The sequence below is a fragment of the Sphingomonas sp. OV641 genome (genome assembly GCF_900109205.1).
In the GTDB taxonomy this organism is placed as follows: Bacteria; Pseudomonadota; Alphaproteobacteria; order Sphingomonadales; family Sphingomonadaceae; genus Sphingomonas.
This window is the reverse complement of the sequence record NZ_FNZB01000001.1, coordinates 1,321,420-1,344,414: the sequence shown is the minus strand read 5'-3', so window position 1 is coordinate 1,344,414 and position 22,995 is coordinate 1,321,420. Positions and strand designations below refer to the sequence as shown.

24 protein-coding genes are annotated in these 22,995 nt (G+C 64.3%); 11 read left to right on the top strand and 13 right to left on the bottom strand.

The genetic code is table 11. The features are described from left to right. Window positions 1-79: 79 nt before the first annotated feature. Genes BMX36_RS06320 through BMX36_RS22365 form a run of 4 tightly spaced genes read right to left on the bottom strand, consistent with a single transcriptional unit; the run spans window position 80 to window position 1,997 of the window. The gene (locus BMX36_RS06320; RefSeq protein ID WP_066782073.1) at window positions 80-1,135 is read right to left on the bottom strand and encodes a ribonucleotide-diphosphate reductase subunit beta; all 1,056 of its coding nucleotides are present in this window, start codon (window positions 1,133-1,135) and stop codon (window positions 80-82) included. A gap of 3 nt (window positions 1,136-1,138) precedes the next feature. Next, window positions 1,139-1,420: a hypothetical protein gene (locus tag BMX36_RS06315; RefSeq protein WP_093064027.1), complete on the bottom strand. Its 282-nt coding sequence runs from the start codon at window positions 1,418-1,420 to the stop codon at window positions 1,139-1,141. Continuing rightward, window positions 1,417-1,617 (bottom strand): hypothetical protein, encoded by a 201-nt coding sequence (locus BMX36_RS06310; protein ID WP_093064026.1) that lies wholly within the window; start codon window positions 1,615-1,617, stop codon window positions 1,417-1,419. Before BMX36_RS06310 ends, BMX36_RS06315 begins: the two co-directional genes overlap by 4 nt. Further along, window positions 1,614-1,997, bottom strand: coding sequence for a hypothetical protein (locus BMX36_RS22365; RefSeq protein WP_371262816.1), 384 nt, complete (start codon window positions 1,995-1,997; stop codon window positions 1,614-1,616). The genes BMX36_RS06310 and BMX36_RS22365 overlap by 4 nt, the downstream gene beginning before the upstream one ends. Before the next feature lie 70 nt (window positions 1,998-2,067). Between BMX36_RS22365 and BMX36_RS06300 the strand changes: the two genes are divergently transcribed. Beyond that, window positions 2,068-2,319 carry a DUF2171 domain-containing protein gene (locus BMX36_RS06300; protein WP_066780691.1) on the top strand — a complete coding sequence of 84 codons (252 nt, stop codon included), beginning with the start codon at window positions 2,068-2,070 and terminating at the stop codon, window positions 2,317-2,319. A gap of 485 nt (window positions 2,320-2,804) precedes the next feature. Here BMX36_RS06300 and BMX36_RS06295 read toward each other — a convergent pair whose 3' ends face one another. Next, window positions 2,805-3,152 carry an ArsC family reductase gene (locus BMX36_RS06295; protein ID WP_093064025.1) on the bottom strand — a complete coding sequence of 116 codons (348 nt, stop codon included), beginning with the start codon at window positions 3,150-3,152 and terminating at the stop codon, window positions 2,805-2,807. Window positions 3,153-3,494: 342 nt separating this feature from the next. Between BMX36_RS06295 and BMX36_RS06290 the strand changes: the two genes are divergently transcribed. Next, a complete protein-coding gene (locus BMX36_RS06290) occupies window positions 3,495-3,947 on the top strand; it encodes an EF-hand domain-containing protein (protein WP_197420620.1) in 453 nt (150 codons plus the stop codon). Between the two features lie 136 nt (window positions 3,948-4,083). Here BMX36_RS06290 and BMX36_RS06285 read toward each other — a convergent pair whose 3' ends face one another. Further along, window positions 4,084-5,976, bottom strand: a complete 1,893-nt coding sequence (locus BMX36_RS06285) for a ribonucleoside-diphosphate reductase subunit alpha (protein WP_093065312.1) — start codon at window positions 5,974-5,976, stop codon at window positions 4,084-4,086. 440 nt (window positions 5,977-6,416) lie between these two features. Next, the gene (locus BMX36_RS06280) at window positions 6,417-9,056 is read right to left on the bottom strand and encodes an EAL domain-containing protein (protein ID WP_093064023.1); all 2,640 of its coding nucleotides are present in this window, start codon (window positions 9,054-9,056) and stop codon (window positions 6,417-6,419) included. Between the two features lie 158 nt (window positions 9,057-9,214). Here BMX36_RS06280 and BMX36_RS06275 point away from each other — a divergent pair, with 158 nt between their 5' ends. From BMX36_RS06275 to BMX36_RS06245, 7 genes are all read left to right on the top strand, one after another. Beyond that, a complete protein-coding gene (locus tag BMX36_RS06275) occupies window positions 9,215-10,738 on the top strand; it encodes a fumarate hydratase (RefSeq protein WP_093064022.1) in 1,524 nt (507 codons plus the stop codon). Window positions 10,739-10,772: 34 nt separating this feature from the next. Then, window positions 10,773-11,723 (top strand): alpha/beta hydrolase, encoded by a 951-nt coding sequence (locus tag BMX36_RS06270; protein WP_093064021.1) that lies wholly within the window; start codon window positions 10,773-10,775, stop codon window positions 11,721-11,723. Window positions 11,724-11,731: 8 nt separating this feature from the next. Continuing rightward, window positions 11,732-12,373, top strand: a complete 642-nt coding sequence (locus BMX36_RS06265; RefSeq protein WP_066774992.1) for a DUF969 domain-containing protein — start codon at window positions 11,732-11,734, stop codon at window positions 12,371-12,373. Continuing rightward, window positions 12,370-13,272: a DUF979 domain-containing protein gene (locus BMX36_RS06260; protein WP_093065310.1), complete on the top strand. Its 903-nt coding sequence runs from the start codon at window positions 12,370-12,372 to the stop codon at window positions 13,270-13,272. The genes BMX36_RS06265 and BMX36_RS06260 overlap by 4 nt, the downstream gene beginning before the upstream one ends. Further along, window positions 13,269-14,252, top strand: coding sequence for a DUF2891 domain-containing protein (locus tag BMX36_RS06255; protein WP_093065308.1), 984 nt, complete (start codon window positions 13,269-13,271; stop codon window positions 14,250-14,252). The genes BMX36_RS06260 and BMX36_RS06255 overlap by 4 nt, the downstream gene beginning before the upstream one ends. 69 nt (window positions 14,253-14,321) lie before the next feature. Then, on the top strand, window positions 14,322-15,257 hold the full coding sequence (locus BMX36_RS06250) for an NAD(P)H-dependent flavin oxidoreductase (protein ID WP_066778363.1): 936 nt from the start codon (window positions 14,322-14,324) through the stop codon (window positions 15,255-15,257). Between the two features lie 13 nt (window positions 15,258-15,270). After that, window positions 15,271-16,062 (top strand): enoyl-CoA hydratase/isomerase family protein, encoded by a 792-nt coding sequence (locus BMX36_RS06245; protein WP_066778361.1) that lies wholly within the window; start codon window positions 15,271-15,273, stop codon window positions 16,060-16,062. Between the two features lie 39 nt (window positions 16,063-16,101). On the opposite strand, the gene BMX36_RS06240 is transcribed toward BMX36_RS06245, so the two are convergent. Next, the gene (locus BMX36_RS06240; protein WP_066778359.1) at window positions 16,102-16,380 is read right to left on the bottom strand and encodes a chorismate mutase; all 279 of its coding nucleotides are present in this window, start codon (window positions 16,378-16,380) and stop codon (window positions 16,102-16,104) included. 51 nt (window positions 16,381-16,431) lie between these two features. On the opposite strand from BMX36_RS06240, the gene BMX36_RS06235 reads away from it, so the two are divergent. Further along, the gene (locus tag BMX36_RS06235; RefSeq protein WP_066778357.1) at window positions 16,432-17,442 is read left to right on the top strand and encodes a polyprenyl synthetase family protein; all 1,011 of its coding nucleotides are present in this window, start codon (window positions 16,432-16,434) and stop codon (window positions 17,440-17,442) included. Between the two features lie 52 nt (window positions 17,443-17,494). Here BMX36_RS06235 and BMX36_RS06230 read toward each other — a convergent pair whose 3' ends face one another. After that, a complete protein-coding gene (locus BMX36_RS06230; protein WP_093064020.1) occupies window positions 17,495-18,445 on the bottom strand; it encodes a cation diffusion facilitator family transporter in 951 nt (316 codons plus the stop codon). A gap of 99 nt (window positions 18,446-18,544) precedes the next feature. Between BMX36_RS06230 and BMX36_RS06225 the strand changes: the two genes are divergently transcribed. Next, the gene (locus BMX36_RS06225; protein WP_093064019.1) at window positions 18,545-19,726 is read left to right on the top strand and encodes a glycosyltransferase; all 1,182 of its coding nucleotides are present in this window, start codon (window positions 18,545-18,547) and stop codon (window positions 19,724-19,726) included. A 175-nt stretch (window positions 19,727-19,901) separates the two neighbouring features. Here BMX36_RS06225 and BMX36_RS06220 read toward each other — a convergent pair whose 3' ends face one another. The 4 genes from BMX36_RS06220 to BMX36_RS06205 all read right to left on the bottom strand — a co-directional run bounded on the left by BMX36_RS06220 (window position 19,902) and on the right by BMX36_RS06205 (window position 22,874). Next, entirely contained in the window at window positions 19,902-20,156 is a 255-nt protein-coding gene (locus tag BMX36_RS06220; protein WP_093064018.1) for a hypothetical protein, read from the bottom strand. 200 nt (window positions 20,157-20,356) lie between these two features. Beyond that, window positions 20,357-21,055, bottom strand: a complete 699-nt coding sequence (gene ctrA, locus BMX36_RS06215) for a response regulator transcription factor CtrA (protein WP_066778351.1) — start codon at window positions 21,053-21,055, stop codon at window positions 20,357-20,359. Window positions 21,056-21,152: 97 nt separating this feature from the next. Then, window positions 21,153-22,247 carry an AI-2E family transporter gene (locus BMX36_RS06210; RefSeq protein ID WP_066778349.1) on the bottom strand — a complete coding sequence of 365 codons (1,095 nt, stop codon included), beginning with the start codon at window positions 22,245-22,247 and terminating at the stop codon, window positions 21,153-21,155. Window positions 22,248-22,286: 39 nt separating this feature from the next. Continuing rightward, entirely contained in the window at window positions 22,287-22,874 is a 588-nt protein-coding gene (locus BMX36_RS06205; RefSeq protein WP_093065306.1) for a cysteine hydrolase family protein, read from the bottom strand. Between the last annotated feature and the right edge of the window lie 121 nt (window positions 22,875-22,995).

Here is a 22,995-nt window from a genome sequence, read left to right as displayed (position 1 = left end):
GGGCAAGATAGTTACATTCGCTACCACTCTGCCGTCATGCCGGTTGCCCCGACATGACGGCTGAATGATGGTCAGGCGATCACTCCGCCGCAACGCCGGCGCGGGAGAACATGTCGCCTTCCTCGCCCGCATCCTCGTTCGCCGGGCGCGCGCCCTTCGCCTTCTGGCGCTTGTCGAAGGAGTCCCAAACGTCGTTCCACTGACCTTTGGTCGCGGCCTTGGAATATTCGGTCGCGCGGGTCTCGAAGAAGTTCGCATGCTCCACGCCGTTCAGCAGCGGGGTGAGCCAGGGGATCGGATGCTCGTCGATCATGTAGATCGGCTTCAGACCCAGCTGCCCCAGCCGCCAGTCGGCGATGTAGCGGATATACTTCTTGATGTCCTTGGGCGTCATGCCGTTGACAGGGCCCATCTCGAACGCGAGATCGATGAACGCATCTTCCAACCGGATGGTCGTCTGGCACTGGTCGGCGATGTCATCCTTCACCGCCTTGGTCAGGCAGTTACGCTCCTTCACGAAGGCGTGGAACAGGCGGATGATGCCCTCGCAGTGCAGGCTCTCGTCGCGCACCGACCAGCTGACGATCTGCCCCATGCCCTTCATCTTGTTGAAGCGCGGGAAGTTCATCAGCATCGCGAAGCTGGCGAACAGCTGCACGCCTTCAGTGAATCCGCCGAACATGGCCAGCGTGCGGGCGATATCCTCATCGTTATCGACGCCGAACTGCTGAAGGTAATCATGCTTGTCCTTCAGCTCGGCATATTCGAGGAACGCGCCATATTCGCTTTCGGGCATGCCGATCGTGTCGAGCAGGTGGCTGTAGGCGGCGATATGCACCGTCTCCATGTTGCTGAACGCGGTCAGCATCATCTTCACTTCGGTCGGCTTGAAGACGCGGCCGTACTTCTCGTGGTAGCAATCCTGCACCTCGACGTCCGCCTGGGTGAAGAAGCGGAAGATCTGGGTCAGCAGGTTGCGCTCGTGATCGGTGAGCTTCTGCGCCCAGTCGCGGCAATCCTCGCCCAGCGGGACTTCCTCGGGAAGCCAGTGAAGCTGCTGCTGGCGCTTCCAATATTCGAATGCCCAGGGATATTCGAACGGCTTGTACTGCTTGGAGGCTTGGAGGAGGGGCATGGATTACTCCGACAGAAGCGAAATGATGGCTGCCAGCAGGCAGAGCGAGAAGAACGCGCCGAAGATGATGCTCATCCAGGCGTGAAAACGGGCGAAGTGGCGGTCGGTCGCGGTGCGCGGCGGTGGCGTTGCCCCGCCGATGCCGTCGATCAGCATCTCCGCGGCCGGTATTCCGTTATACCATGATCGGGAGCGCAAAGTCCAAAGGCCAAGCGCCAGCAGGCCCGGGCCCGCAATGATCAGTGCGAGAAGTGCGGGCAGTGCAGGAAGCGCGGGCAGGCTCATCCCTCCATGCTCCACTGCAACATGGCGGTGGCGCTCATCGCGAGCACCACGCCACCGGCCAGCGCCATGATGCCAATCATGCGGAAGGCATAGACCTGCCCCTCGCTACGTGGCCGGGTGAGCGCGAGCAGCAGCCCCGCGCCGCCCAGCGCGAACACTAGCGCGGCCGCATACATGGCAAGGATCTGCCAGCTCATGGCCGCGCCCTGCGCGTGACATAGACGGTGCGCGTCTTGCGCGCGCCAACGCCCAGGAAGACGATGCCGATGAAATAGCCGAAGTCATACCACCCGCCGTTGTTGGGCACGGCATAGACCGCCACATCCGGCATGAAGAGGCTCAGCATCCAGGCGACCGGGAAGATGAAGCCGTGCCACAGCCCGAGGAGAAAGCCGGGCGTCGCGGCAGTGTGGGTGACGGCAGACGGCATCTGCTTCGCGCAAGCGGAAAGGAACAGAGCCGGGGCCGCCAGCAAGGCCGCTCGTCCCGCGCCTGCCGAAGGGCGGATGGCCAGCGCCAGTGTTCGTCGCGCGCGCCTCGCCAGATGGATCACCAGCGCCGAACGGTCAGCGCGCATCGCGCACATCCCCCGACGCATCCAATCGCGTCATGTGTCGTTCTGTTGCCGACCGCCAAGGAGACCCAGCATGCACGATCACAGCAACATCAAGGAACATATGAACGTCATCGGCGCCGACGGCGTCCATGTCGGCACGGTGGATCATGTCGACGGCGAGCGGATCAAGCTGACCAAGACCGACAGCCCCTCGACGCAGGACGGGCAGGGCGCGAAGCACCATTATCTTCCCGCCGGTCTTGTGGCCGAAATCGAGGGCGACACGGTTCGCCTGAGCGCGACCGCGCAAAACGCCATCGACATGTTCGAAGAAGCGGAGTGACGCTTTAGCGGCGCTGCCCCGAGCCAGGCTCGTGACGCAGTGCCGACCCGTCGCGCGGGCGGCGCCGGACAGCCGGCGGCGCCCGTTGCGGCTTGGATAACACGGGCCGCCGCGGCCCGTCCGGCCATTCGCCGGCATGGCGGCGCATCGGCTATTCGTCCGTCCCATCCGCGCGCATTCCCACCAGCATGATCAACCCCGGAACGATCGTTTTCGCTGCGCAGTACGCAGCCTGCCGAACCGTGAATCAGATTAGCGCAATATGCCCGTCCGGACTACGCCCAAAATCGAACATATAGACATTGCGTCTCGCTCCTGCCCAATATCTAGTATGTAGTTGACAAAGGCGCGATCCGCGGCAATCTGCCAACGTTCACCCTATGTTCCGCATGTGCGTGTCGCTGTCAAGCTCGGGAAAATCAGGGATTGAGCGGAGTGCGGCCGCAACGAGTCCACTGCGCCCGAGCCGGCCGCCGTTGATCGAATCAACCGAGCAATTGCTCGTAACGGTCGGCGGAAAAGCCAGCCTCGATCGACTCGCCATATACCAGCAGCGGCCGTTTGATCGCCGACGGGTGCTCCTGCATGATCGCCAGCGCGCGCGCTTCATCCAGCGCCGCGCGGTCGGTCTCCGGCAGCTTGCGAAAGGTCGTGCCCTGACGGTTCAGCACCTTTTCCCAGCCGAGCTGGTCGACAGCGCGCGACAGCATGGCGGCGTCGACGCCTTGCTTCTTGTAATCGTGAAAACGATAGGGGACCCCCTGCGCGTCCAACCAGGCGCGGGCCTTCCGAACGGTATCGCAAGCAGGAATGCCATAAAGGATGGCGGTCATCAGTATCTCCGCGGGAGTGGTCGTGAATCGTCGATAACGGCTCGGGCGCGAGAAATCAGTGCGTAATCCGGGGTCGGCCGGCGCGACGCACTGCCACGCGAGGCCTGTTTCGCATCGTGGCCGATCGGACATAGGCAGCTACGGTCGGCAAACCGGACAATTGTGCGCAACCAACCGGCAAGCATAGGGATAATCATCAGAATTCCGACGCTCAGGCTTGTTATGCCATGGTGCCGTTGTGGGTATCCCATGATCTCACTTTGCGCCTCTTATCAGCGGCCTTCGAAGGAACGATAGGTTGCCCTTCATGTGCCGCTCAACATGGCCAAGAAGGAGGGTGCGGTGTCTGATCAAGGTCGCAGCAGACGCGGGGGCGAGGAAGGGGAGGCGCGACATTCCGGCTTGTCCGTTCTGCATCGAGTGAGCCGCAGCAGCCACCGCCGGCGGGCGGGACCGATCAGCGGGCTGAAGCGGCTGTTGCCTGCGGCGGTGCTGGTCATGAGCCCGGGCGTCGCTGCCGGCTGTACTGAGCAACAGGCGCCAAAGGGGCGCTCCGCGAGCGCGAAAACCTATGTTCAGGGCCAATTGCAGCAATTCAATCGGTGGGACGACAATCGTGACGGTGTCATCGACTATGTCGATCTGCCGAAGAAGATCGCCAAACGCTATAAGCGGATGGACGGTGATACCGATGGGCGACTGACCAGGGCCGAGCTGGAAAAAGGCGCAGCCCAGGCCTTTGCGCGTGCCGACAAGAACAAGGATGGCGTACTCGACCTGTCCGAGCAGCATTGAAGCTTGCCGGACCGGCCTATCATAAGCGGAGCACCGCCCCATCGCTCCCGACCGGACCAGGCATCCGGCCGGGGAACGATACGCAGGTCGATCGGCAGCGCCTTAAGGAATCGAGGAGCCAGGCGCCTTTCACCCGTTACTGACAGGCGAGGCACTCGTCATAATCGGTCGTCTCGCCCAGATCGAACTTGGGCTTCTCGATCGTATTGTCCGCCTCCACGCCGCCGGCGAAGCCGGCCCGCTGCACGCTCTTCGAACGCAGATAATAGAGCGACTTGATGCCAAGCTCCCACGCCCGGAAGTGCAGCATCAGGAGATCCCATTTCTCCACATCCGCCGGGATGAAGAGGTTCAGCGACTGCGCCTGATCGATATAGGGCGCGCGATCACCGGCAAGCTCCAGCAGCCAGCGCTGGTCGATCTCGAAGCTGGTCTTGAAACAGTCCTTCTCCTCCGGCGAGAGGAAGTCGAGGTGCTGCACGCTGCCGCCATGTTCCAGGATCGAATTCCACACCGCGTCGGAGTTCTTGCTCTTCTCGACGAGCAGCTTCTCCAGATACGGGTTCTTCACCGCAAAGCTGCCCGACAGCGTCTTGTGGGTGTAGATATTGGCCGGGATCGGCTCGATGCACGCCGAAGTGCCGCCGCAGATGATCGAGATCGACGCGGTCGGTGCGATCGCCATCTTGCACGAAAAGCGCTCCATGACGCCCATATCGGCGGCGTCGGGGCAGGGCCCACGCTCGGCCGCCAGCGTCATCGATGCCTGGTTCACCTGCGCATTGATGTGTTTGAAGATCCGGAGGTTCCAGCTCTTCGCCATCGCCCCCTCCATCGGCAGGCCGCGTGCCTGGAGGAAGGAGTGGAAGCCCATGACGCCAAGACCGACCGAACGCTCGCGCGCCGCGGAATAGGCCGCGCGCTCCATGCCTGGCTCATGCCGGTCGATATAATCCTGCAGGACGTTGTCGAGGAAGCGCATCACGTCCTCGATGAACTGTTTGTCGTCTTTCCACTGGTCCCACGTTTCGAGGTTCAGCGAGGAAAGGCAGCAGACCGCGGTGCGATCGTTGCCGAGGTGATCCTTGCCGGTCGGCAGGGTGATCTCGCTGCACAGGTTCGAGGTGGACACCTTGAGGCCCAGATCGCGATGATGCTTGGGCATGGTGCTGTTCACATGGTCGGCGAAGACGATGTACGGCTCACCCGTGGCGAGGCGGGTCTCGACCAGCTTCTGGAACAGGCTGCGCGCGTCGACCTTGCCGCGCACGCTGCCGTCCTTGGGGCTCTTCAGCTCCCACTCGCCGCCGTCGCGCACCGCTTCCATGAACGCGTCGGGAATCAGCACGCCGTGGTGCAGGTTCAGCGCCTTGCGGTTGAAGTCGCCCGACGGCTTGCGGATTTCGAGGAACTCCTCGATCTCAGGATGCGAGATGTCGAGATAGCAGGCGGCCGAGCCACGACGCAGCGAGCCCTGGCTGATCGCCAGCGTCAGCGAATCCATCACGCGCACGAAGGGGATGATGCCGCTGGTCTTGCCGTTCAGGCCGACCGGCTCGCCAATCCCGCGCACATTGCCCCAATAGGTGCCGATGCCGCCGCCGCGGCTGGCCAGCCAGACATTCTCGTTCCAGGTGTCGACGATGCCGTTCAGGCTGTCGGGGACGGAGTTGAGATAGCAGCTGATCGGCAGGCCGCGCCCCGTGCCGCCGTTCGACAGCACTGGTGTCGCCGGCATGAACCACAAGCGGCTGATATAATCATAGATGCGCTGCGCATGAGCCGCGTCATCGGCATAAGCACTGGCCACGCGGACGAAGAGATCCTGATAGGTCTCACCCGGCAGCAGATAACGATCCTGCAGCGTGTCCTTGCCGAAATCGGTCAGCAGCGCGTCGCGCGAATGATCGACGTCCAGCGGGTAGGGCCGCCGCTTGCTCTGCTCGGCCGCAGGCGCCGTCTCGGTTCCGTCAATCGCTTCCAATGCGTCGATCGCCATGTTCGCCTCGTTCGCGTCCCTAAAGTCCATCGCCGCCATCCCAACACCCTGTTTGATCGAATCGGGAGGCGAGCCCCCATGTTACACCGGAGCAGGGCTTGTGATGAGAACAAAAAGTGACCGCGGCTCGCTTCGGAGCGGCACGATCCCATGCCGCAGCACAAGTGCTGCGGTTCCTGTTCTACCAGCGCTAGCGCCTGTTCCTGCGGATTACCCCAACAGATTGTGGCAGGAGCTGCGCATAGGCAAGAGGTTTATCACGTGGATGGGCGAACGGCTCACCGCGGCTGAGACGCGGTCCGGCGGGGTTCAAAGGAAGCGACGCGTGGACTTCCGCCGGGTTCGCGAATTGCAAGACCGATAGGGCGCGGTGAAAATAATTTTGCCCTTATGAGCCGATCGGGTGCTTGTGGCCGGATCGGCTCGTTCCGAGCACGGGCAGGATCGGCGATGCGGGCAGCGGACCAGCGTCAGCTGACTCGCCGGGCAAGCCGTGACGGTCCCTGGGACAGCCGTTCCATGTCAAAATGGCGCGCGAACTCGAGTCCGGCGCGACCGTCTGACACCCAGCGGATGGTCGCGGGAAACAGCTCGTTGTCCACCAGCTCAATGCGCACGTCAGCGCCGATCGCGCGCTCCGGAAGGTCGATGCCGTCGATCATCACCCCGGTGGCGGACAGGTTGCGGATGCGCACCTCGCCCGACGTGCCGTTCATCTCGACGCGCGCCGAACGCAGCACGGTGGCTCTGCTGGCGCGGCTGAAGCGATGGCCTACCGCGGTCGCGCTGCCGGAGCTCATGGCCAGCTGCGCGCGCACGTCCTCCGCCCGGGCGGGCCGGCCATAGACAAATCCCTGAATGTGGCTGCAGCCCAGGTCGCTGATCAGTTCAATCTCGTCCTGCTGCTCCACACCCTCGGCGGTCGTCTCCATCCCTAACGTATTGGCCAGGCTCACGATCGCCTTGATGATCGCGGCGTTGCGATTGCCGTCCTGGATCGCGCCACGCACGAAGCTCTGGTCGATCTTGATCTTGTCGAACGGCGCCTTGCGCAGATAGCCGAGCGAGGAATAGCCGGTGCCGAAATCGTCCAGCGCCAGGCGCACGCCAATGCCCTTCAGCGTCTTGAACATCTGATTGGAGGATGCGTCGTCGTTGACGAACACGCTTTCGGTGATTTCCAGCTCCAGCCGGTGTGGAGCAATACCGGACGCGGCGAGAGCGCTGGTGATGATCGCCGGAAGGGCGGGATTGGCGAATTGGATCGCCGACACGTTCACGGCAACCCTGACATCCGCCGGCCAGTTCGCCGCTTCGGTGCACGCGGTACGCAACACCCATTCCCCGATCGCCTCGATCATCCCGCATTCCTCGGCGATCGGGATGAAATCGGCCGGGCTGACCGCGCCGCGTGTGGGGTGCTCCCAGCGGAGCAGCGCTTCATAGCCGACGATATGCTGGTCGGCGGTGGACACCACCGGCTGATAGACGAGGTGAAACTCGTCCGCGCCGAGCGCGCCGCGCAGATCGTCCTCCAGCCGCTTCCGCTTCTGCGCGCCGGCCAGCATCTCCTGACGGAAGAAGCGTGATACGCCGCGCCCGTCGGCCTTTGCTGCGTACAAGGCGAGATCGGCATTGCGGATCAGGGTTTCGCTGTCGTTCCCGTGTTCGGGCGCGATCGCGATGCCGACCGAGCAGCCGATCGACAGGGACGAGCCCGCGACGAAGAACGGCTGGGACAAGGCGTTGATGATGTGCTGCGCCAGCGCGCCCAATCGCTCACGGCTCCCTTCGCGGGGCAGCACGACCTGGAACTCGTCGCCGCCCAGGCGGCCGACCAGCCCGGCATCACCCACCGTTCGCTGCAGCCGCTGCGCGACCTGCTTCAGCAGCTCGTCGCCGCATTGATGCCCGAGCGTATCGTTGACCGCCTTGAACCGATCCAGGTCGAGCAGGAACAGGGAGGTGGTGGTGTGCGGCCCTTGTGCGGGAGACAGCGCCTGGTCGAGCGACAGGCGGAGCCGCTGGCGGTTGGCCAGCCCGGTCAGACTGTCGAACAGCGCGAGACGCGTGATTTCCGCTTCCGACCGCCGCTTCTCGGTCAGGTCGGATCCGAAGCCGATGAAGCCCTGGAATCGGCCGAGATCATCAAGAACCGGCCGGCCGGAAATCGACCACCACCGATCCGTGCCCGCCTCGAATGCCGGGCGCACCGAATAATCGGAAAAGCTGGTGCGGGAGGACAGGTGAAAGGTCAGCGTCCGCTCGGTTTCCGCCAGGCTCGAATCGACGCGAAAGATGTCCACCAGCCGCTGTCCCGCTGGCGACATGCCCATTGCGGTAAGCTCGCGCGCCACCTTGGCGCTGACGTAATTGAGGCAGCCGGCGCGATCGGTCTGCCAGAACCAGCCGGTGCCGTGACTTTCATATTCCCGCACCAGGCGTGCTGCGAGCTGCCCTTCGCGTTCGCGTTCCCTGTTCGCGCCGAGCCGTTCCTGATCGCGCGCGGCAATGCGGAGCGCGCCTGCGGCCAGCAGAGCGGCAAGCACCAGCGCTCCCGCCGCCGCCGTTCCGATGCCCGCCGCGAACGGCACCGTCAGCGCAAGCCCCCCGGCGAATGCGATGCATGCCGCCCGAACAGGATGAAGCGCGACGGCAGTGATGACGATGCTGCCGAGCCCCAGAACGATGCCGGTCAGTCGAAACGGCTGGGTGGGAAGCGCCGGGGCGAGAGCGAGAAGAAGCGAGAACGCGATGCCAAAAAGGACTGCAAGCCCGGCGAGGGCTGTTATCCGGCGGTGCACGGCAAGCTCGCGTGCAGCCGGCAACGACAGCAGGCCCCAGACCGCCAGCGCCAGTCCGCACAGCGCCGTGCTCAACCCGGAGGCAAGGCCCAGCGGTTCATGCGAGAAGGCTGGCGCTGCCATGGTCCATGCCGATGCGAGGACGGAAGCCACCACGATAATTGGCCAAAGAGCCGCGACTTCTGCCAGCCGCGCATGCCCGGCATCCTGCAACGCATCGTCTTCGGTGGCGACCAGCCCCAGCACTTCGATCAGGCGCACGGAACGAACTGGCGAGACCGCCAAGGCACGACGAATGGATCCCATCACGTCTGGCTAGATGGAGAGGATTGGGAAAGCGTTTATGCGGACAGTTTTTCTGGTCCGTTTCGGCTGCTCGAGCCAGTCGGGCACGGCGCGATCTGGTGAACTTGTGGCAGCAGACCGGTTGCGTGTGCCGATCCGTCGCCATAGTGGATCGGTTCATGACCACGACGATCCGCGCCGCAGACCTGATCGAGAGCGTTGCCGATGCGCTCCAGTTCATCAGCTACTACCACCCGATGGATTACATCCGCGCTTTGGGCGACGCCTATGAGGCGGAGCAGGGCCCGGCGGCGAAGGACGCGATCGCGCAGATCCTGACCAACAGCCGGATGTGCGCCGAGGGGCACCGGCCGATCTGCCAGGATACGGGCATCGTCAACGTGTTCGTCAAATGGGGCATGGATTGCCGCATCGATGACACCACCCGCTCGATGCAGGAAATCGTCGATGAAGGCGTGCGCCGCGCCTATCTTCACCCGGAGAACAAGCTGCGCGCCTCGGTGCTCGCCGACCCCGCCTTCACCCGCCGCAACACCAAGGACAACACGCCCTGCGTGCTCCATGTCGAGTTGGTGCCGGGCAACAAGGTCTCGGTGGATGTCGCGGCGAAGGGCGGCGGCAGCGAGAACAAGTCCAAGTTCAAGATGATGAATCCCAGCGATTCGATCGTTGACTGGGTGCTGGAGATGCTGCCGCAGATGGGCGCCGGCTGGTGCCCGCCGGGCATGCTGGGGATCGGCATCGGCGGCACGGCGGAGCATTGCGTGCTGCTCGCCAAAAAGGCGCTGATGGAGCCGATCGACATGGGCCCGCTAAAGGCGCGTGGGCCCAGGAACGACATCGAGGCGCTGCGCATCGAAATCTTCGACAAGGTGAATGCGCTGGGCATCGGGGCCCAAGGGCTGGGTGGGCTTTCCACCATCCTCGACGTGAAGATCATGGACGCGCCGTGCCACGCCGCGGGCAAGCCGGTGGCGATGATCCCGAATTGCGCCGCGACCCGGCACGCGCATTTCACGCTCGACGGCAGCGGCCCGGCTTATCTCGAGACGCCAAAGCTTGACGAATGGCCGAAGGTGAACTGGACGCCCGACAAGGCCGCAATCCGCGTCGACCTCGACACGCTGACGCCCGCGATGGTCCAGTCGTGGAAGCAGGGCGATCGCCTGCTGCTGAACGGCAAGATGCTGACCGGGCGTGACGCCGCACACAAGCGGATCAAGGACATGCTCGATGCCGGCGAGGAGCTGCCGGTCGAGTTCAAGGGCCGCGTGATCTATTATGTCGGCCCGGTCGATCCGGTCGGCGAGGAAGTGGTCGGCCCGGCTGGCCCCACTACCGCGACGCGAATGGACAAGTTCACCCGCATGATGCTTGACCAGGGGCTGCTCGCGATGGTCGGCAAGGCTGAGCGCGGCCCCGCCGCAACCGATGCGATCAAGGACGCCAAGAGCGCCTATCTGATGGCGGTCGGTGGCGCGGCGTACCTCGTCGCCCGGGCGATCAAGGGATCGAAGGTCGTCGGGTTCGAAGATCTCGGCATGGAGGCGATCTACGAATTCGAGGTGCAGGATTTCCCCGTCACCGTCGCGGTCGACAGCGAGGGCAATAATGTCCACCAGCTCGCCCCGCTCGTGTGGCGGGAGAAGATCGCCAAGGAAGGGCTGCTCCAACCGGCGTGAACGACCGGCGATGATCGCCCGAGGAGAAGAGGCAATGAGCACGCGGCATCTGGTGGATCCTGAATTGTTGCCGCTGCTCGACCTCTGGCCGACGATGTCCTTGTCGGCCGAGTCGCTGGAGCAGGCGCGTCGCTGGGAATCGCCAAAGCCTCAGGTGGTTGATGATGGCGTGACGGTTGAACGCGTCATCGTGCCAGGACCTGCGGGCGCACCGGATGTTGCGCTATATCTGTTTCGTCCTGCCAGGCTCGCGAAAGGGGCTGGCTGCATCGTGCACATGCATGGTGGCGGCTATGTTCTGGGCAAGGCGGAGGACGGCGCGGTTCGGCTCCGCCCGATCGTGGCGGCGCTTGGCTGTATTGTGGTGTCGGTCGATTATCGCCTTGCGCCGGAGACGCCATTTCCGGGCCCGATCGAGGATTGCTACGCCGGATTGCGCTGGACGTTTGCCCACGCTCAGCGACTAGGCATTGATCCTGCCCGCATCGGCGTGATGGGGGAAAGCGCCGGGGGTGGGCTTGCTGCCTCGCTGGCGCTGCTAGCGCGCGATCGCGGCGAGTTTCAGCTGGCGTTTCAACACCTTCTTTATCCGATGATCGATGACCGGACGTGCAGCAACGATCCGGATCCACTGACCGGCGAGTTCATCTGGAATCGGGCGAGTAATCGCTTCGGGTGGCAGTGCATGCTGGGTGAGGAGCCCGGCGAGGCAGAGGTGTCGCCTTATGTCGCCGCCGCGCGAGCGGAGGACGTAGCTGGGTTGCCGCCGACCTATATCGCGACTGGAGCGCTGGACCTCTTTCGCGACGAAAACATCACCTACGCGCAGCGGCTGCTCGCGGCCGGCGTGCCGACGGAGTTTCATGTCTGGCCGGGCGCCATACATGCCTTTGACGCGCTGCCGGACGCGGCGATCGCGCAAGAGGCAAACCAGTCCCGCATTGCCGCATTGCGGCGCGCACTGACTGCGAAACCGCGCGCCTGATCAACTGAATGCTCGTCCTATCCGGCATCGCGATCATCGCGCTGGGATTCCTGCTGCGGTTCAACCCGATGCTGGTGATCGCGGCTTCCGCGCTCGTCACCGGGCTTGCCGCCGGGATCGATCCGCTCGCCATCCTCGCCGCCTTCGGCAAGGCCTTCAACGACACGCGTTATGTCACCGCGATCTATATCGTGCTGCCGGTCATCGGCCTGCTTGAACGCAACGGGCTGCAGGCGCGTGCGCGCTCGCTCGTGGGCGGATTGAAGGGGCTGACGACCGGGCGATTGCTGATGGCCTATCTCGGCTTTCGTCAGCTGACGGCGGCGCTTGGTCTCACCTCGGTTGCCGGGCCCGCGCAGACCGTGCGCCCGCTGATCGCGCCAATGGCGGAGGCTGCGGCTGGCGAGGCGCATGATCCGGAAAAGGTGAAGGCGATGGCCGCCGCGACCGACAATGTCGGGCTGTTCTTCGGCGAGGACATCTTCATCGCGATTGGATCGATCCTGCTGATGAAGGGCGTGCTGGAAGGTTATGGCATCTTCGTCGAGCCGCTGCACATGTCGGTCTGGGCGATCCCCACCGCGATCGCCGCCTTCGTCATTCACGGCACACGGCTGTGGCTGCTCGACCGAAAGGCGCGGCGCGCATGATCGGGCTGAACTTCGTATATCTGATTGCCGGGCTGACCTTCCTTGCCTTTGCCGGTCTGTCGGCGGGTGAGCGCCGCTGGGCCAATACCGGCTTCTATGGCCTGGTGGCGACGAGCTTTCTCGCCGGCGACTGGCTGGGTGACCTTGGTAACGGCGTGCTGGTCCTTGCGCTGGTGGCGATCGCCGCGAGCGGGCGGATGAAGCGACGCGTGCCCGCTGGCGAGCCCGCCATCCGCGGCGCGATGGTGTTCGTGCCCGCGCTGGTGATCCCCGCGACCGCGCTGATCGGCACCTTCGTGTTCAAGCAATTTCCGGCACTGTTCGACGGCAAGCAGGCGACGTTGGTGGCACTGGCCACAGGCGTGCTGCTGGCACTGGCGCTTTGCTACGCCTGGCTGCGGCCCGCCCCCGCGGAGCCGTTCCGTGCAGGGCGCGCGTTGATGGACGATATCGGCTGGGCGGCGGCGCTGCCGCAGATGCTGGCGAGCCTCGGCGCCGTCTTCGCGCTCGCTGGCGTTGGAGAGGTGGTCGGCCGCCTCGTCGGCGTCGCGATCCCGACGGGCAGCGTGCTTGGCGCCGTGCTCGCCTTCGGGCTCGGCATGGCGCTGTTCACGATGGTGATGGGCAACGCCTTCGCCGCCTTTCCGGTGATGGCAGCGGCGGTCGGCATTCCACTGCTGGTGCAAAGCTATGGTGCCGATCCCGCGCCGGTCGCAGCCGTCGGCATGCTCGCCGGCTTCTGCGGCACGCTGATGACGCCCATGGCGGCGAACTTCAATTTGGTGCCGGCGGCGCTGCTCGAGCTGAAGGACCGCAACGGCGTGATCCGCGCGCAAGTGCCGACGGCGCTGCCATTGCTCGTGTTCAACCTTCTCCTGCTGTGGTGGATCGTCGCGTGACCTTGAAGCCTGAGATCGCCGCCGGCTTTGCCCGGCTCACGCTCGGCCATGTCGGTCAGCGTTACCCCTACAAGCTCGATCAGGTACTGAACGGGCCGGAGGACCTGCGCGAGCCGCATGAGATCCACCCGATCTTTCACGGCAGCTTCGATTGGCACAGCTGCGTGCATGGCTGGTGGCAGCTGCTGACCATCGCGCGCATGTTCCCGGAACTGGCCGAAGCGAGTGACATCCGCCACCGTGCGGACGAGATGCTGGTGCCAGAGAAGGTCGCGGGCGAACTGGCGGTGCTCGCCCGTCCCTATGCCGCTGGATTCGAGCGACCCTATGGCTGGGCGTGGGCACTGGCGCTGCATGGTGAGGCGGTGCGGCACGAGGCGGACTGGAATGACGCGCTGGAACCGCTTGCGCGCGCCTTTGCCGAACGCTTCCACCAGCATCTACCGAAGCTGACCTATCCGATTCGCGTCGGGACCCACTTCAACACCGCCTTTGCGCTGACGCTGGCACGTGATTGGGGCCTTGAGCACGACGCGGCACTAGTCTCGCTCATCGATGCGCGGGCGCGCCATTGGTTTGGTGAGGATCGCGCGTGTCAGGCTTGGGAGCCGGGCGGTGACGAATTTCTCTCCTCCGCGCTCTCGGAGGCGCTGCTGATGAGCCGGGTGCTCGGCGATGAGTTCGCCGGCTGGTTCGAAGCCTTCCTGCCCGAAGCGGCCTTGGGTGCGCCGCGCACCTTGTTCACGCCCGCCCTTGTCTCCGACCGGAGCGACGGAAAGATCGCGCATCTCGATGGCCTGAACCTCAGCCGTGCCTGGTGCTGGCGTTCGATCGCCGCTGCGCTGCCGGCCCATCCAATCGCATCTGTCGCCGCCGCGGCAGCGGACGATCACCTCGCCGCAAGCCTGCCGCATCTGGCCGATCATTATATGGGCACGCACTGGTTGGCGACCTTCGCGCTTCTCGCACTCACTGTTTGAAAGGGGCTGGCGCCTAGGCGCCGCTCGTGCGAACCCGATCTTCGAATCGATAAGAAGCGGGAGAGCGAAATGGCGCTGAAGACGCGCGTCACCGAGATGCTCGGAATCGAGAAACCGATCATCCAGGCCGCCATGGGCTGGATCGCCCGATCTCACTTGTCCTCGGCCGTGTCGAACGCCGGCGGCATGGGAATCATCGAAACCTCGTCCGGCGATCTTGAGGCGGTTCGCCAAGAGATCCTCAAAATGCGCGAGCTGACCGACAAGCCGTTCGGCGTGAATGTCGCACAGGCGTTTGTGCGCGATCCCGGCATCGTCCAATTCGTCATCGATCAGGGCATCCGCTTCGTCACCACCTCTGCTGGTGATCCGATGAAATATACCGGCATGCTGAAGGCGGCAGGGCTCACCGTTTTCCATGTCGTTCCCAGCCTTGCCGGCGCCCTGCGCGCCGTGGAGGCCGGCGTCGACGGGCTGATTGTCGAGGGCGGCGAGGGCGGCGGGTTCAAGAACGCCAAGGACGTTTCCACCATGGTGCTGGTGCCGCAGGTGGTCGAGGCAGTGGACGTGCCGGTCGTCGCCGCCGGCGGGATCATGGATGGGCGGACGATGGCCGCCGCCTTCGCGCTCGGTGCAGAGGGCGTGCTGATGGGCACGCGGATCCTCTCCTCCGCCGAAAGCCCGGTGCACGAAAACTGGAAGACGGCGATCGTCGAGGCGGATTCGACCGACACCGTGTTCCTCAACCGCAGCGGCCCGGGCCCGGCGCTCCGCGCGCTTCGCACCGACCGGACGACGCGCATCGAGAAGGAGGGCACGCCCAACATCTTTGGCGAGTTCGCTGATACCCAGGCGGTCTATTTCGGTGGCGATCTGGAAGCCGGCATCGCGCTGACCGGACAGGTGGCGGGCCGCATCCGCGACGTGAAGCCCGTAGCGCAGATCTTCGACGAGACAATGGCGGAATATGAGGCGACGGTGGCGCGCATGGCGCGGGCCGCGTGAGGGGAGAGGAAGAATGAGCGAAGACGTAACCTATGAGGTTTCCGAAGGCGTCGCGACGCTGACGCTGAACCGCCCGGAGCGGATGAACACGATTTCCGGCCCCATGCTGGACGAGCTAACCCGCCTGCTGGTGAAGGCCGGCGAGGACCGCGACGTACGTGTCATCGTACTCACCGGAACGGGGCGGGCCTTTTGCGCCGGGCTTGATCTCAATGCGGCTCAGAAGGGCGAGGGGATCGGCTCCTCGTCGGCCACCTTCGGCGCGACGATCGACCTGCGCAACACGCCGCCTACGGTGCTCCATGCGCTGGACAAGCCGGTGATCGCCGCCCTCAACGGTTCGGCGGCGGGCTATGGCATGGACCTGGCGCTCGGCTGCGACATCCGGGTCATGGCGTCGGAAGCGAAGCTTGCCGCGGCGTTCGTGAAGCGTGGCGTGCTGCCCGAATCGGGTGGCACCTGGTTCCTGCCGCGCATGATCGGCTGGGCCAAGGCGGCGGAGATCGTTTTTACCGGCCGTACGCTTTCGGCGGAGGACTGCCTCAAGGAGCGCCTCGTCAACGAGGTGGTGCCGGCCGACCAGGTCGCTGCGCGCGCCCGCGAACTGGCGCTGGAGATCGCGGCGAACGCACCCATGGCGGTGCAGGGCGCCAAGCGGCTGATGCGCATGGGCATGGAGGAAACCTTCGATACCCATGTGCAGCACGTCTATCTGCAGCTGTTGCCGCTGTTCCAGAGCGCGGACTTCAGGGAAGGAATGGCCAGCTTCCTTGAAAAGCGCCCGGCCGCGTTCACCGGCAAGTGATCATGCTCCCCCTTCTGCGCCGCAGGAGGGGGAGGCTGATCAGCCCTGAAGCTGTTGATGGTGCCGGATGACTTCATCGATGATGAAGCGCAGGAATTTCTCGCTGAATTCCGGATCCAGCTCGGCTTCCTCCGCAAGCGCGCGAAGCCGTGCGATCTGCTGGTCCTCGCGGCCCGGATCGGCGGGCGGCAGGCCGGCTTCCGCCTTGTAGCGCCCCACGGCCTGGGTGACCTTGAACCGCTCGGCAAGAAGGCAGACCAGCGCCGCATCGATATTGTCGATGCTCTTGCGATATCCCTTCAACACCTCGTCCGCCATTCGCGCCCTCCCATTGCGGCCTTGCGCCTGCGTCCGTAGAGGCAGTTGGAGATGAGCGCTACCGTCCACCGCCTTGCCGGCCATCAGCCTTCGCTTGATCCGATGATTCACCTCGTCGCCGACGACATGAATCAGGTCAACGCTGCGATCGTCGATCGCATGCAATCGCAGATCCCCTTGATTCCCGAACTCGCCGGCCATCTGATCGCCAGCGGTGGCAAGCGGATGCGTCCGATGCTCACGCTGGCGAGCGCAAGGCTGCTGCACTATGATGGCGCGCGCCATTACGGCCTGGCCGCGGCGGTGGAGTTCATCCACACCGCTACATTGCTCCATGACGATGTGGTCGACGGGTCTGACCTGCGCCGCGGCAAGCGGACCGCCAACATCATTTGGGGCAATCCGGCCAGCGTGCTGGTGGGCGACTTCCTCTTCTCCCGCTCATTCGAGTTGATGGTGGAATCAGGAAGCCTCAGCGCGCTCAGGATCCTGTCGAACGCCAGCGCCGTCATTGCCGAGGGTGAGGTGAATCAGCTGACTGCCGCGCGTCGCGTCGATCTGGGCGAGGATCGCTATCTCGAGATCATCAACGCCAAGACTGCGGCGCTGTTCGCGGCCGCCTGCCGCATCGCTGCGGTAGTTGCCGATCGACCGGAGAGCGAGGAAGCGGCGCTGGATGCCTATGGTCGCAATCTCGGTATCGCATTCCAGCTGGTCGATGATGCGATCGATTATACCTCCGATGCGGGCACCATGGGCAAGGATGCGGGGGATGACTTCCGCGAGGGCAAGATGACGCTGCCCGTCATTCTGGCCTATGCGCGCGGCAATGCGGAAGAGCGGCAGTTCTGGAAGGACGCCGTGGAGGGACGCAGGGATAGCGATGCCGATTTCGCGCATGCCGTGGAGCTGGTGCGCTCCAGCCGCGCGGTAGACGATACGATCGCCCGGGCCCGGCATTACGGCCAGCGGGCGATTGATGCGGTGGCGCCGTTTGCCGACGGACCGGCCAAGGACGCGATGATCGAGGCGGTCGAATTCGCGGTGGCTCGGGTCTACTGAAGCTGGGTCTGCAATTGACCCGGCACGACGCCTTACCGGCTGGGCCTCATCCCTATACCGCGGTGGCTGGCTCCAGCACGCAATTGCCGGTTCCGGTCTCCACCTGGAGCGTTGCATGCCCGATCCCGAAATCGTGATGCAGCATGTGCTGCACGTCGTTCAGAAAGGCGTCGCCGGGATGGCCGCCCGGCATCAGCAAATGAGCCGTCAGCACCGGCTCGGTAGTCGACATCGGCCAGATGTGAAGATCATGTACTGCGGCCACCCCCGGCAGGGCCGCGAGTGAATTGCGCACCCGATCATAGTTGATCGCGCGCGGCACGGCCGCCAGGCTCATCTCCACCGTTTCGCGCAGCAATCCCCAGGTCTGCCAGAAGATCAGCGCGGCAACGACGAGGCTCACGACCGGATCGATCCAGCCAAAGCCTGTCAGCCAGATCCCGAGACCCGCCAGCACCACGCCGGCCGAGACTGCGGCGTCGGCGAGCATGTGGAGATACGCGCCGCGAATGTTCACATCGCCCTCGCGGCCGCGGGCGAACAGCCAGGCGGTCACGCCGTTGATCACGATACCGACGGCCGCGACGGCAGAAACGGTCAGTCCCGGCACCGGGGTCGGCTCGGTAAAGCGCTGCGCGGCCTCAATCGCGATGGCGCCCAGCGCCACCAGCAACAGCACGGCGTTGGCCAGCGCTGCCAGGATGGTGGATCCCTTCAATCCATAGGTGAAGCGCTTCGACGGCGGCGTGCGTGCCAGCGCCGCGCCGGCCCAGGCGACGGCAAGTCCCAGAACATCCGACAGATTGTGGCCGGCGTCGGCCAGCAGCGCGACCGAGCCGGTCCATAGGCCGGCGCTTGCCTCGGCGATCACATAGGCAAGGTTAAGCCCAATGCCGATCGCGAAGGCGCGATCCCAGCGATCCGGCGGGGCAGGGTGATGATGGTGGCCATGATCGTGGCTATGGCCGTGATGGTGCCCGTGGCCGTGATGCGCGTGCGCCATTGGGATGGATTAGCAGCAGGTTCGGCGGAATGCCATCGTTCGGGAATTTGTCTCGCGACGAGCATCTCGTTTTAACCGGCGGCGCGATACAGGGGCGTTATGCTTCGCGTTCTGACGCTTTCCAGCCTGTTTCCGGATTCGACCCGGCCCAATTTCGGCATCTTTGTCGAGCAACAGACGCTTGGGCTGGCCGCAGAACCTGGGGTGGAGGTGCGCGTCGTGGCGCCGGTCGGGCTGCCGCCCTGGCCCTTGCGGATGCTGCCTCACTATCGAAAGCTGACCGATCTTCCGGGTAGCGAGACGTGGAAGGGGCTACCGGTTTGTCGGCCCGCTTTTACCGTTCTGCCAGGCACTTACGGAAGGTTTCATGCATCCGCTCTGAAGCGCTCCCTGATCCCGCTGCTGGACGATATGCGTCAGACATTTCCCTTTGACGTGATCGATGCGTCCTTCTTCTTCCCGGACGGTCCGGCGGCCGTGGCGCTGGGGCGGCGGTATGACGTGCCGGTGTCCATCAAGGCCCGGGGCGCCGACATCCACTTCTGGGGTCGGCAGTCCGCAACGGCGGCGCAGGTCCGCGCGGCCGGCCTGGCGGCAGACGGCCTTCTGGCGGTTTCGGCCGCCATGCGCATGGATATGGCGAAGATCGGCCTGCCTTTGGAGAAGATCGGCCTTCATTATACCGGCGTCGATCTCGACCGCTTCAAACCCCTGGACCGCAGCGCTGCAAAGGACGTGTTTGGCATCAAGGGACCGCTCGTGATCTGCGTCGGTGCCCTGATCGACCGCAAGGGACATGAGATCGTCGTCGAGGCGTTGGCCCGACTGCCCGGCGTATCGCTGTTGATCGCCGGGGAGGGCCCGGCGCGGGGCGCAATCGACGCGGCGGTCGATCGCGCCGGCCTCGGGGATCGCGTGCGACTGCTCGGCGCCGTGCCCCATGCCGATCTGCCTCGGCTGCTGGCGGCTGCCGACGTGATGGCGCTGGCATCCGAATCGGAAGGACTGGCCAACGCCTGGGTCGAAGCGCTGGCGTGCGGCACCCCGATCGTGATTACCGAAGCCGGCGGCGCGCGCGAGGTGGTGACTGACCCGGCGGCAGGGCGGGTCGTGCCGCGCACGCCGGCGGCCTTCGCCGAAGCGATCGCCGAACTGCTGCAGGATCCCCCGGCACCGGAAGCGACCCGCAGCCTTGCAACGCGCTTCACCTGGAGCGCCAATGCAGCGGGGCTGCGCGCGCACCTGCAGCAACTGGTCGCGAAGCATCGCGCGCGTCGGTGAGCTGGTGTCCCCGCGTCGCGGGTCTTCTATGATGCCGGTACGTTCGCCAGACCTGTTGCTGGAGGCGGTTCGATGAAGCACGTCAGCAGGTGACGAGGGTAGTCGCGCAAACGGCGCGCTTCCTCCGAGAACGATCCAGCGACCGTGGATCGGCGCCAGACGCTGGCCTGCCTGCTTAGTTCATATCGGCGATCAGCAGATCGAGCTGACGTCGGCCAAGTTCCTCCATGGCGGCGGCCGAGTGCTGGCAATTGGCGATGACGCCGCGCGAGGCATCGACGATGCAGGTTGCGGGTTTGCGCACGGCGCAGGGCTGTTCGTCGCAGCCCGGGCTCGCGACTGTGGTCCGCGTTGGCTCGGGTGCGGCAGATACCGGACTGGCCGGCAGGGCGAACACGGCAGCGCCGAGCAGAAGAGCAATTTTCGTCATATGGTCCCCCATGGAAGTTCGGTGGGGGCGCAGTTCGACTGCCGCTTGCACAGGCCGTCCGTTCACAGCCACGACAATCGTCGCTGCGTCAGACGGGCGTGAAGGCGGGAACACGTCGCTGGTGTGCGACACGGGTTCAGGTAAGAGGCCGCGGAAAGCCCCCCGACATCCGCGGCCGTGCTCGGTAGATCAGAGCAGGATCAGGCGACCTTTGCCGGAACCTCATCGGGCTCACGCAGAACATAGCCGCGGCCCCAGACGGTCTCGATATAATTCTCGCCCTCGCAAGCCATGCTGAGTTTCTTGCGCAGCTTGCAGATGAAGACGTCGATGATCTTCAGTTCAGGCTCGTCCATGCCACCGTAAAGGTGATTCAGGAACATTTCCTTGGTAAGCGTGGTGCCCTTGCGAAGCGAAAGCAGCTCCAGCATCGCATATTCCTTGCCGGTCAGGTGAACGCGCGCGCCGTCCACCTCCACCGTCTTGGCATCAAGGTTGACCGACAGCTTGCCGGTGCGGATCACCGACTGCGAATGGCCCTTCGACCGGCGGACCACCGCCTGGATGCGGGCGATCAGCTCTTCACGATGGAACGGCTTGGTGACGTAATCGTCCGCGCCGAAGCCGAAGGAGCGGACCTTCGACTCCATCTCGTTCACGCCCGACAGGATCAGCACTGGCGTGGAAACCCGCGCCACGCGCAGTTTCTTCAGCACCTCATAGCCGTGCATGTCCGGCAGGTTGAGATCGAGAAGAATGATATCGTAGTCGTAGAGCTTGCCGAGGTCCAAACCCTCTTCGCCCAGATCCGTCGAATAGACATTGAAGCCCTCGGCAGAGAGCATCAGCTCGATGGCCTTTGCGGTCGTTGGCTCGTCCTCGATCAGCAGCACGCGCATCCGTCATTCTCCCGTTTGCGAGCATGCGCGGCACCCCGTCACGCCCCAACCGATCCATTAACCAAAACACAAGTGAACGTAAAAGGTAAACAGACGCTTAATCCATGGTTCCGGGCAAGTCCCGCGGAGAACCGGCAGCATCGAACAAGGTACGGTGACGGGTGCGGGGAATGTCTTCGCCAAGCGTATCCCGAAGATACAGGCTGCGGATCAGCGTATAGATCACGACCAATATTGCTGCCGAGAAGAACAGGCCGAACAGCCCGAACACGGCGCCAATTGCCAGAATGGCGAAGAGCGTGACGGCGGGCGGGATGGCAACAACCCGGCTGGTGACGAATGGCGTGATGAAATTGGTCTGAACGACGCGAACAACGGCAAACACTGCAACGGTCAGCAGGACATGATGAAGCGACTGGGTGGCGGCGAGACCCAGCGCCGGGACCATCGCGGCGAGCGGGCCGACATAGGGGATGAACTCGCTGAGGCCGGTGAGCAGGCCAAGTGCCGGCGCGGACGGGACGCCGACCAGCCAGAGCCCCAGACCGACGAGCACGCCCATGCTGGTCATCTGGATGAGCTGCGCGCGCAGCCAGAGACGGAGCGTGGATGCCGTGTCCAGCAAAGCATCCTCCAGCACCGCACGCTTGGACGGCGGCATGAGCAGCAGGAAGCCACGTTCATACACCTTCGGATCGACGGCAAAGAAGATCGCGCCGACGAGAACGAGAAGGGCGTTGAGGACGAACTGTCCTGCCCCTTCGGCAAGGCCGCCGATATCCTGTGCGACACGGCTGCCGGCGAAGGCCGATCGGACCGCGTCCACCACCTTCGCCCCGACCGGCGATGTCGAAAGCTGCGCGCCGATTTCCGCCAGAATGCCGGGCAGGCGAGTGACGAGAACATTGACCTGCGTGCGGAACTCGACGCCGAACAGCCAGCCGAGAAAGATGATGAGGGCAAGGACGGTGAAGATCCCGGCGCCGAGCGCAGGCTTGGGAGACAGGCGCAAACGATCCTCGAAGATCTCCGCCAGCGCGTGAATGACAATGGCACCCAGGATCGAACCAAAGGCGAGGATCAGCAGGTCGCCCGTGAAATACAGCGTCGCGGCCAGCGCGATGACGCCCAATGTCAGGAACAACCGGCGAATGTATCGGGCGTCGTCTTGATCAGGGGAAAGCCGGTTCATGGACCATGAACGTGGCAAGCGACGCGACGTTGCAGCGGCTCAGCTGCCGCGGCCCGTGTAGACCTTGGGTTCGCTGGCCAGCCAATCGGCCAGGGCGAGCTCGCTGGTGGGCCGAACATCGGCGCTCATGCCGTTTTCCATCATCTCGAGCGCCCATTGTGCGCGCTCCTCATGCTGGGAGGCGACAAGATCCCGCGGCACCCACAGATCATATTCCCGCATGTGCGCGTCCGCCGCGGTGAAGAGGACGCAGATATCCGCAGCGATACCCGTCAGGACCAATCGGGACACGCCGAGCCGCGGCAGGAGGGCGGGCAGGGTAGTGGCGTAGAAGCCGGAAGATTCGGGCTTGATGACGAAATAGTCGCTGGGTTGCGGGCGAACCTGGTCGATCAGCTCCCCGCCTTTCTGCCCGCGCGCAAAGGCGATGAGTTCGCTCGGCTCGTCATGCCAGCGGCCATAATTGTCGTTGACGAAAATGACCGGCACGTCGGCTGCGCGCGCTTGCGCGCGAAGAGACTGAAACGGTTCCACCATCTCAGCCACAGCCTTTTTCAATTTCTCGCCGCCCGAGAAATCAAAGGTGTTGAGCAGATCAATGACGAGAATCGCCGCTTTGCCGTTCATGGAAGGTGCCCAGTTGTCGATGCTTGAGACAACGACGCCGAGCGACTTTGGCCGCATTATTTGGGCGCAAATTGCTGTATCGAAGCGGATTCTTGATTTAGGATAAGCAAACGCCCGGATC

Excerpts from the sequence above, each read along its gene's own strand:
- BMX36_RS06320 (WP_066782073.1), bottom strand. The coding sequence starts at position 1,135 with ATGCCCCTCCTCCAAGCCTCCAAGCAGTACAAGCCGTTCGAATATCCC.
- BMX36_RS06315 (WP_093064027.1), bottom strand. The coding sequence starts at position 1,420 with ATGAGCCTGCCCGCGCTTCCTGCACTGCCCGCACTTCTCGCACTGATC.
- BMX36_RS06310 (WP_093064026.1), bottom strand. The coding sequence starts at position 1,617 with ATGAGCTGGCAGATCCTTGCCATGTATGCGGCCGCGCTAGTGTTCGCG.
- BMX36_RS22365 (WP_371262816.1), bottom strand. The coding sequence starts at position 1,997 with ATGCGCGCTGACCGTTCGGCGCTGGTGATCCATCTGGCGAGGCGCGCG.
- BMX36_RS06300 (WP_066780691.1), top strand. The coding sequence starts at position 2,068 with ATGCACGATCACAGCAACATCAAGGAACATATGAACGTCATCGGCGCC.
- BMX36_RS06295 (WP_093064025.1), bottom strand. The coding sequence starts at position 3,152 with ATGACCGCCATCCTTTATGGCATTCCTGCTTGCGATACCGTTCGGAAG.
- BMX36_RS06285 (WP_093065312.1), bottom strand. The coding sequence starts at position 5,976 with ATGGACTTTAGGGACGCGAACGAGGCGAACATGGCGATCGACGCATTG.
- BMX36_RS06280 (WP_093064023.1), bottom strand. The coding sequence starts at position 9,056 with ATGGGATCCATTCGTCGTGCCTTGGCGGTCTCGCCAGTTCGTTCCGTG.
- BMX36_RS06275 (WP_093064022.1), top strand. The coding sequence starts at position 9,215 with ATGACCACGACGATCCGCGCCGCAGACCTGATCGAGAGCGTTGCCGAT.
- BMX36_RS06270 (WP_093064021.1), top strand. The coding sequence starts at position 10,773 with ATGAGCACGCGGCATCTGGTGGATCCTGAATTGTTGCCGCTGCTCGAC.
- BMX36_RS06265 (WP_066774992.1), top strand. The coding sequence starts at position 11,732 with ATGCTCGTCCTATCCGGCATCGCGATCATCGCGCTGGGATTCCTGCTG.
- BMX36_RS06260 (WP_093065310.1), top strand. The coding sequence starts at position 12,370 with ATGATCGGGCTGAACTTCGTATATCTGATTGCCGGGCTGACCTTCCTT.
- BMX36_RS06250 (WP_066778363.1), top strand. The coding sequence starts at position 14,322 with ATGGCGCTGAAGACGCGCGTCACCGAGATGCTCGGAATCGAGAAACCG.
- BMX36_RS06245 (WP_066778361.1), top strand. The coding sequence starts at position 15,271 with ATGAGCGAAGACGTAACCTATGAGGTTTCCGAAGGCGTCGCGACGCTG.
- BMX36_RS06240 (WP_066778359.1), bottom strand. The coding sequence starts at position 16,380 with ATGGCGGACGAGGTGTTGAAGGGATATCGCAAGAGCATCGACAATATC.
- BMX36_RS06235 (WP_066778357.1), top strand. The coding sequence starts at position 16,432 with ATGAGCGCTACCGTCCACCGCCTTGCCGGCCATCAGCCTTCGCTTGAT.
- BMX36_RS06230 (WP_093064020.1), bottom strand. The coding sequence starts at position 18,445 with ATGGCGCACGCGCATCACGGCCACGGGCACCATCACGGCCATAGCCAC.
- BMX36_RS06225 (WP_093064019.1), top strand. The coding sequence starts at position 18,545 with ATGCTTCGCGTTCTGACGCTTTCCAGCCTGTTTCCGGATTCGACCCGG.
- BMX36_RS06220 (WP_093064018.1), bottom strand. The coding sequence starts at position 20,156 with ATGACGAAAATTGCTCTTCTGCTCGGCGCTGCCGTGTTCGCCCTGCCG.
- ctrA (WP_066778351.1), bottom strand. The coding sequence starts at position 21,055 with ATGCGCGTGCTGCTGATCGAGGACGAGCCAACGACCGCAAAGGCCATC.
- BMX36_RS06210 (WP_066778349.1), bottom strand. The coding sequence starts at position 22,247 with ATGAACCGGCTTTCCCCTGATCAAGACGACGCCCGATACATTCGCCGG.
- BMX36_RS06205 (WP_093065306.1), bottom strand. The coding sequence starts at position 22,874 with ATGAACGGCAAAGCGGCGATTCTCGTCATTGATCTGCTCAACACCTTT.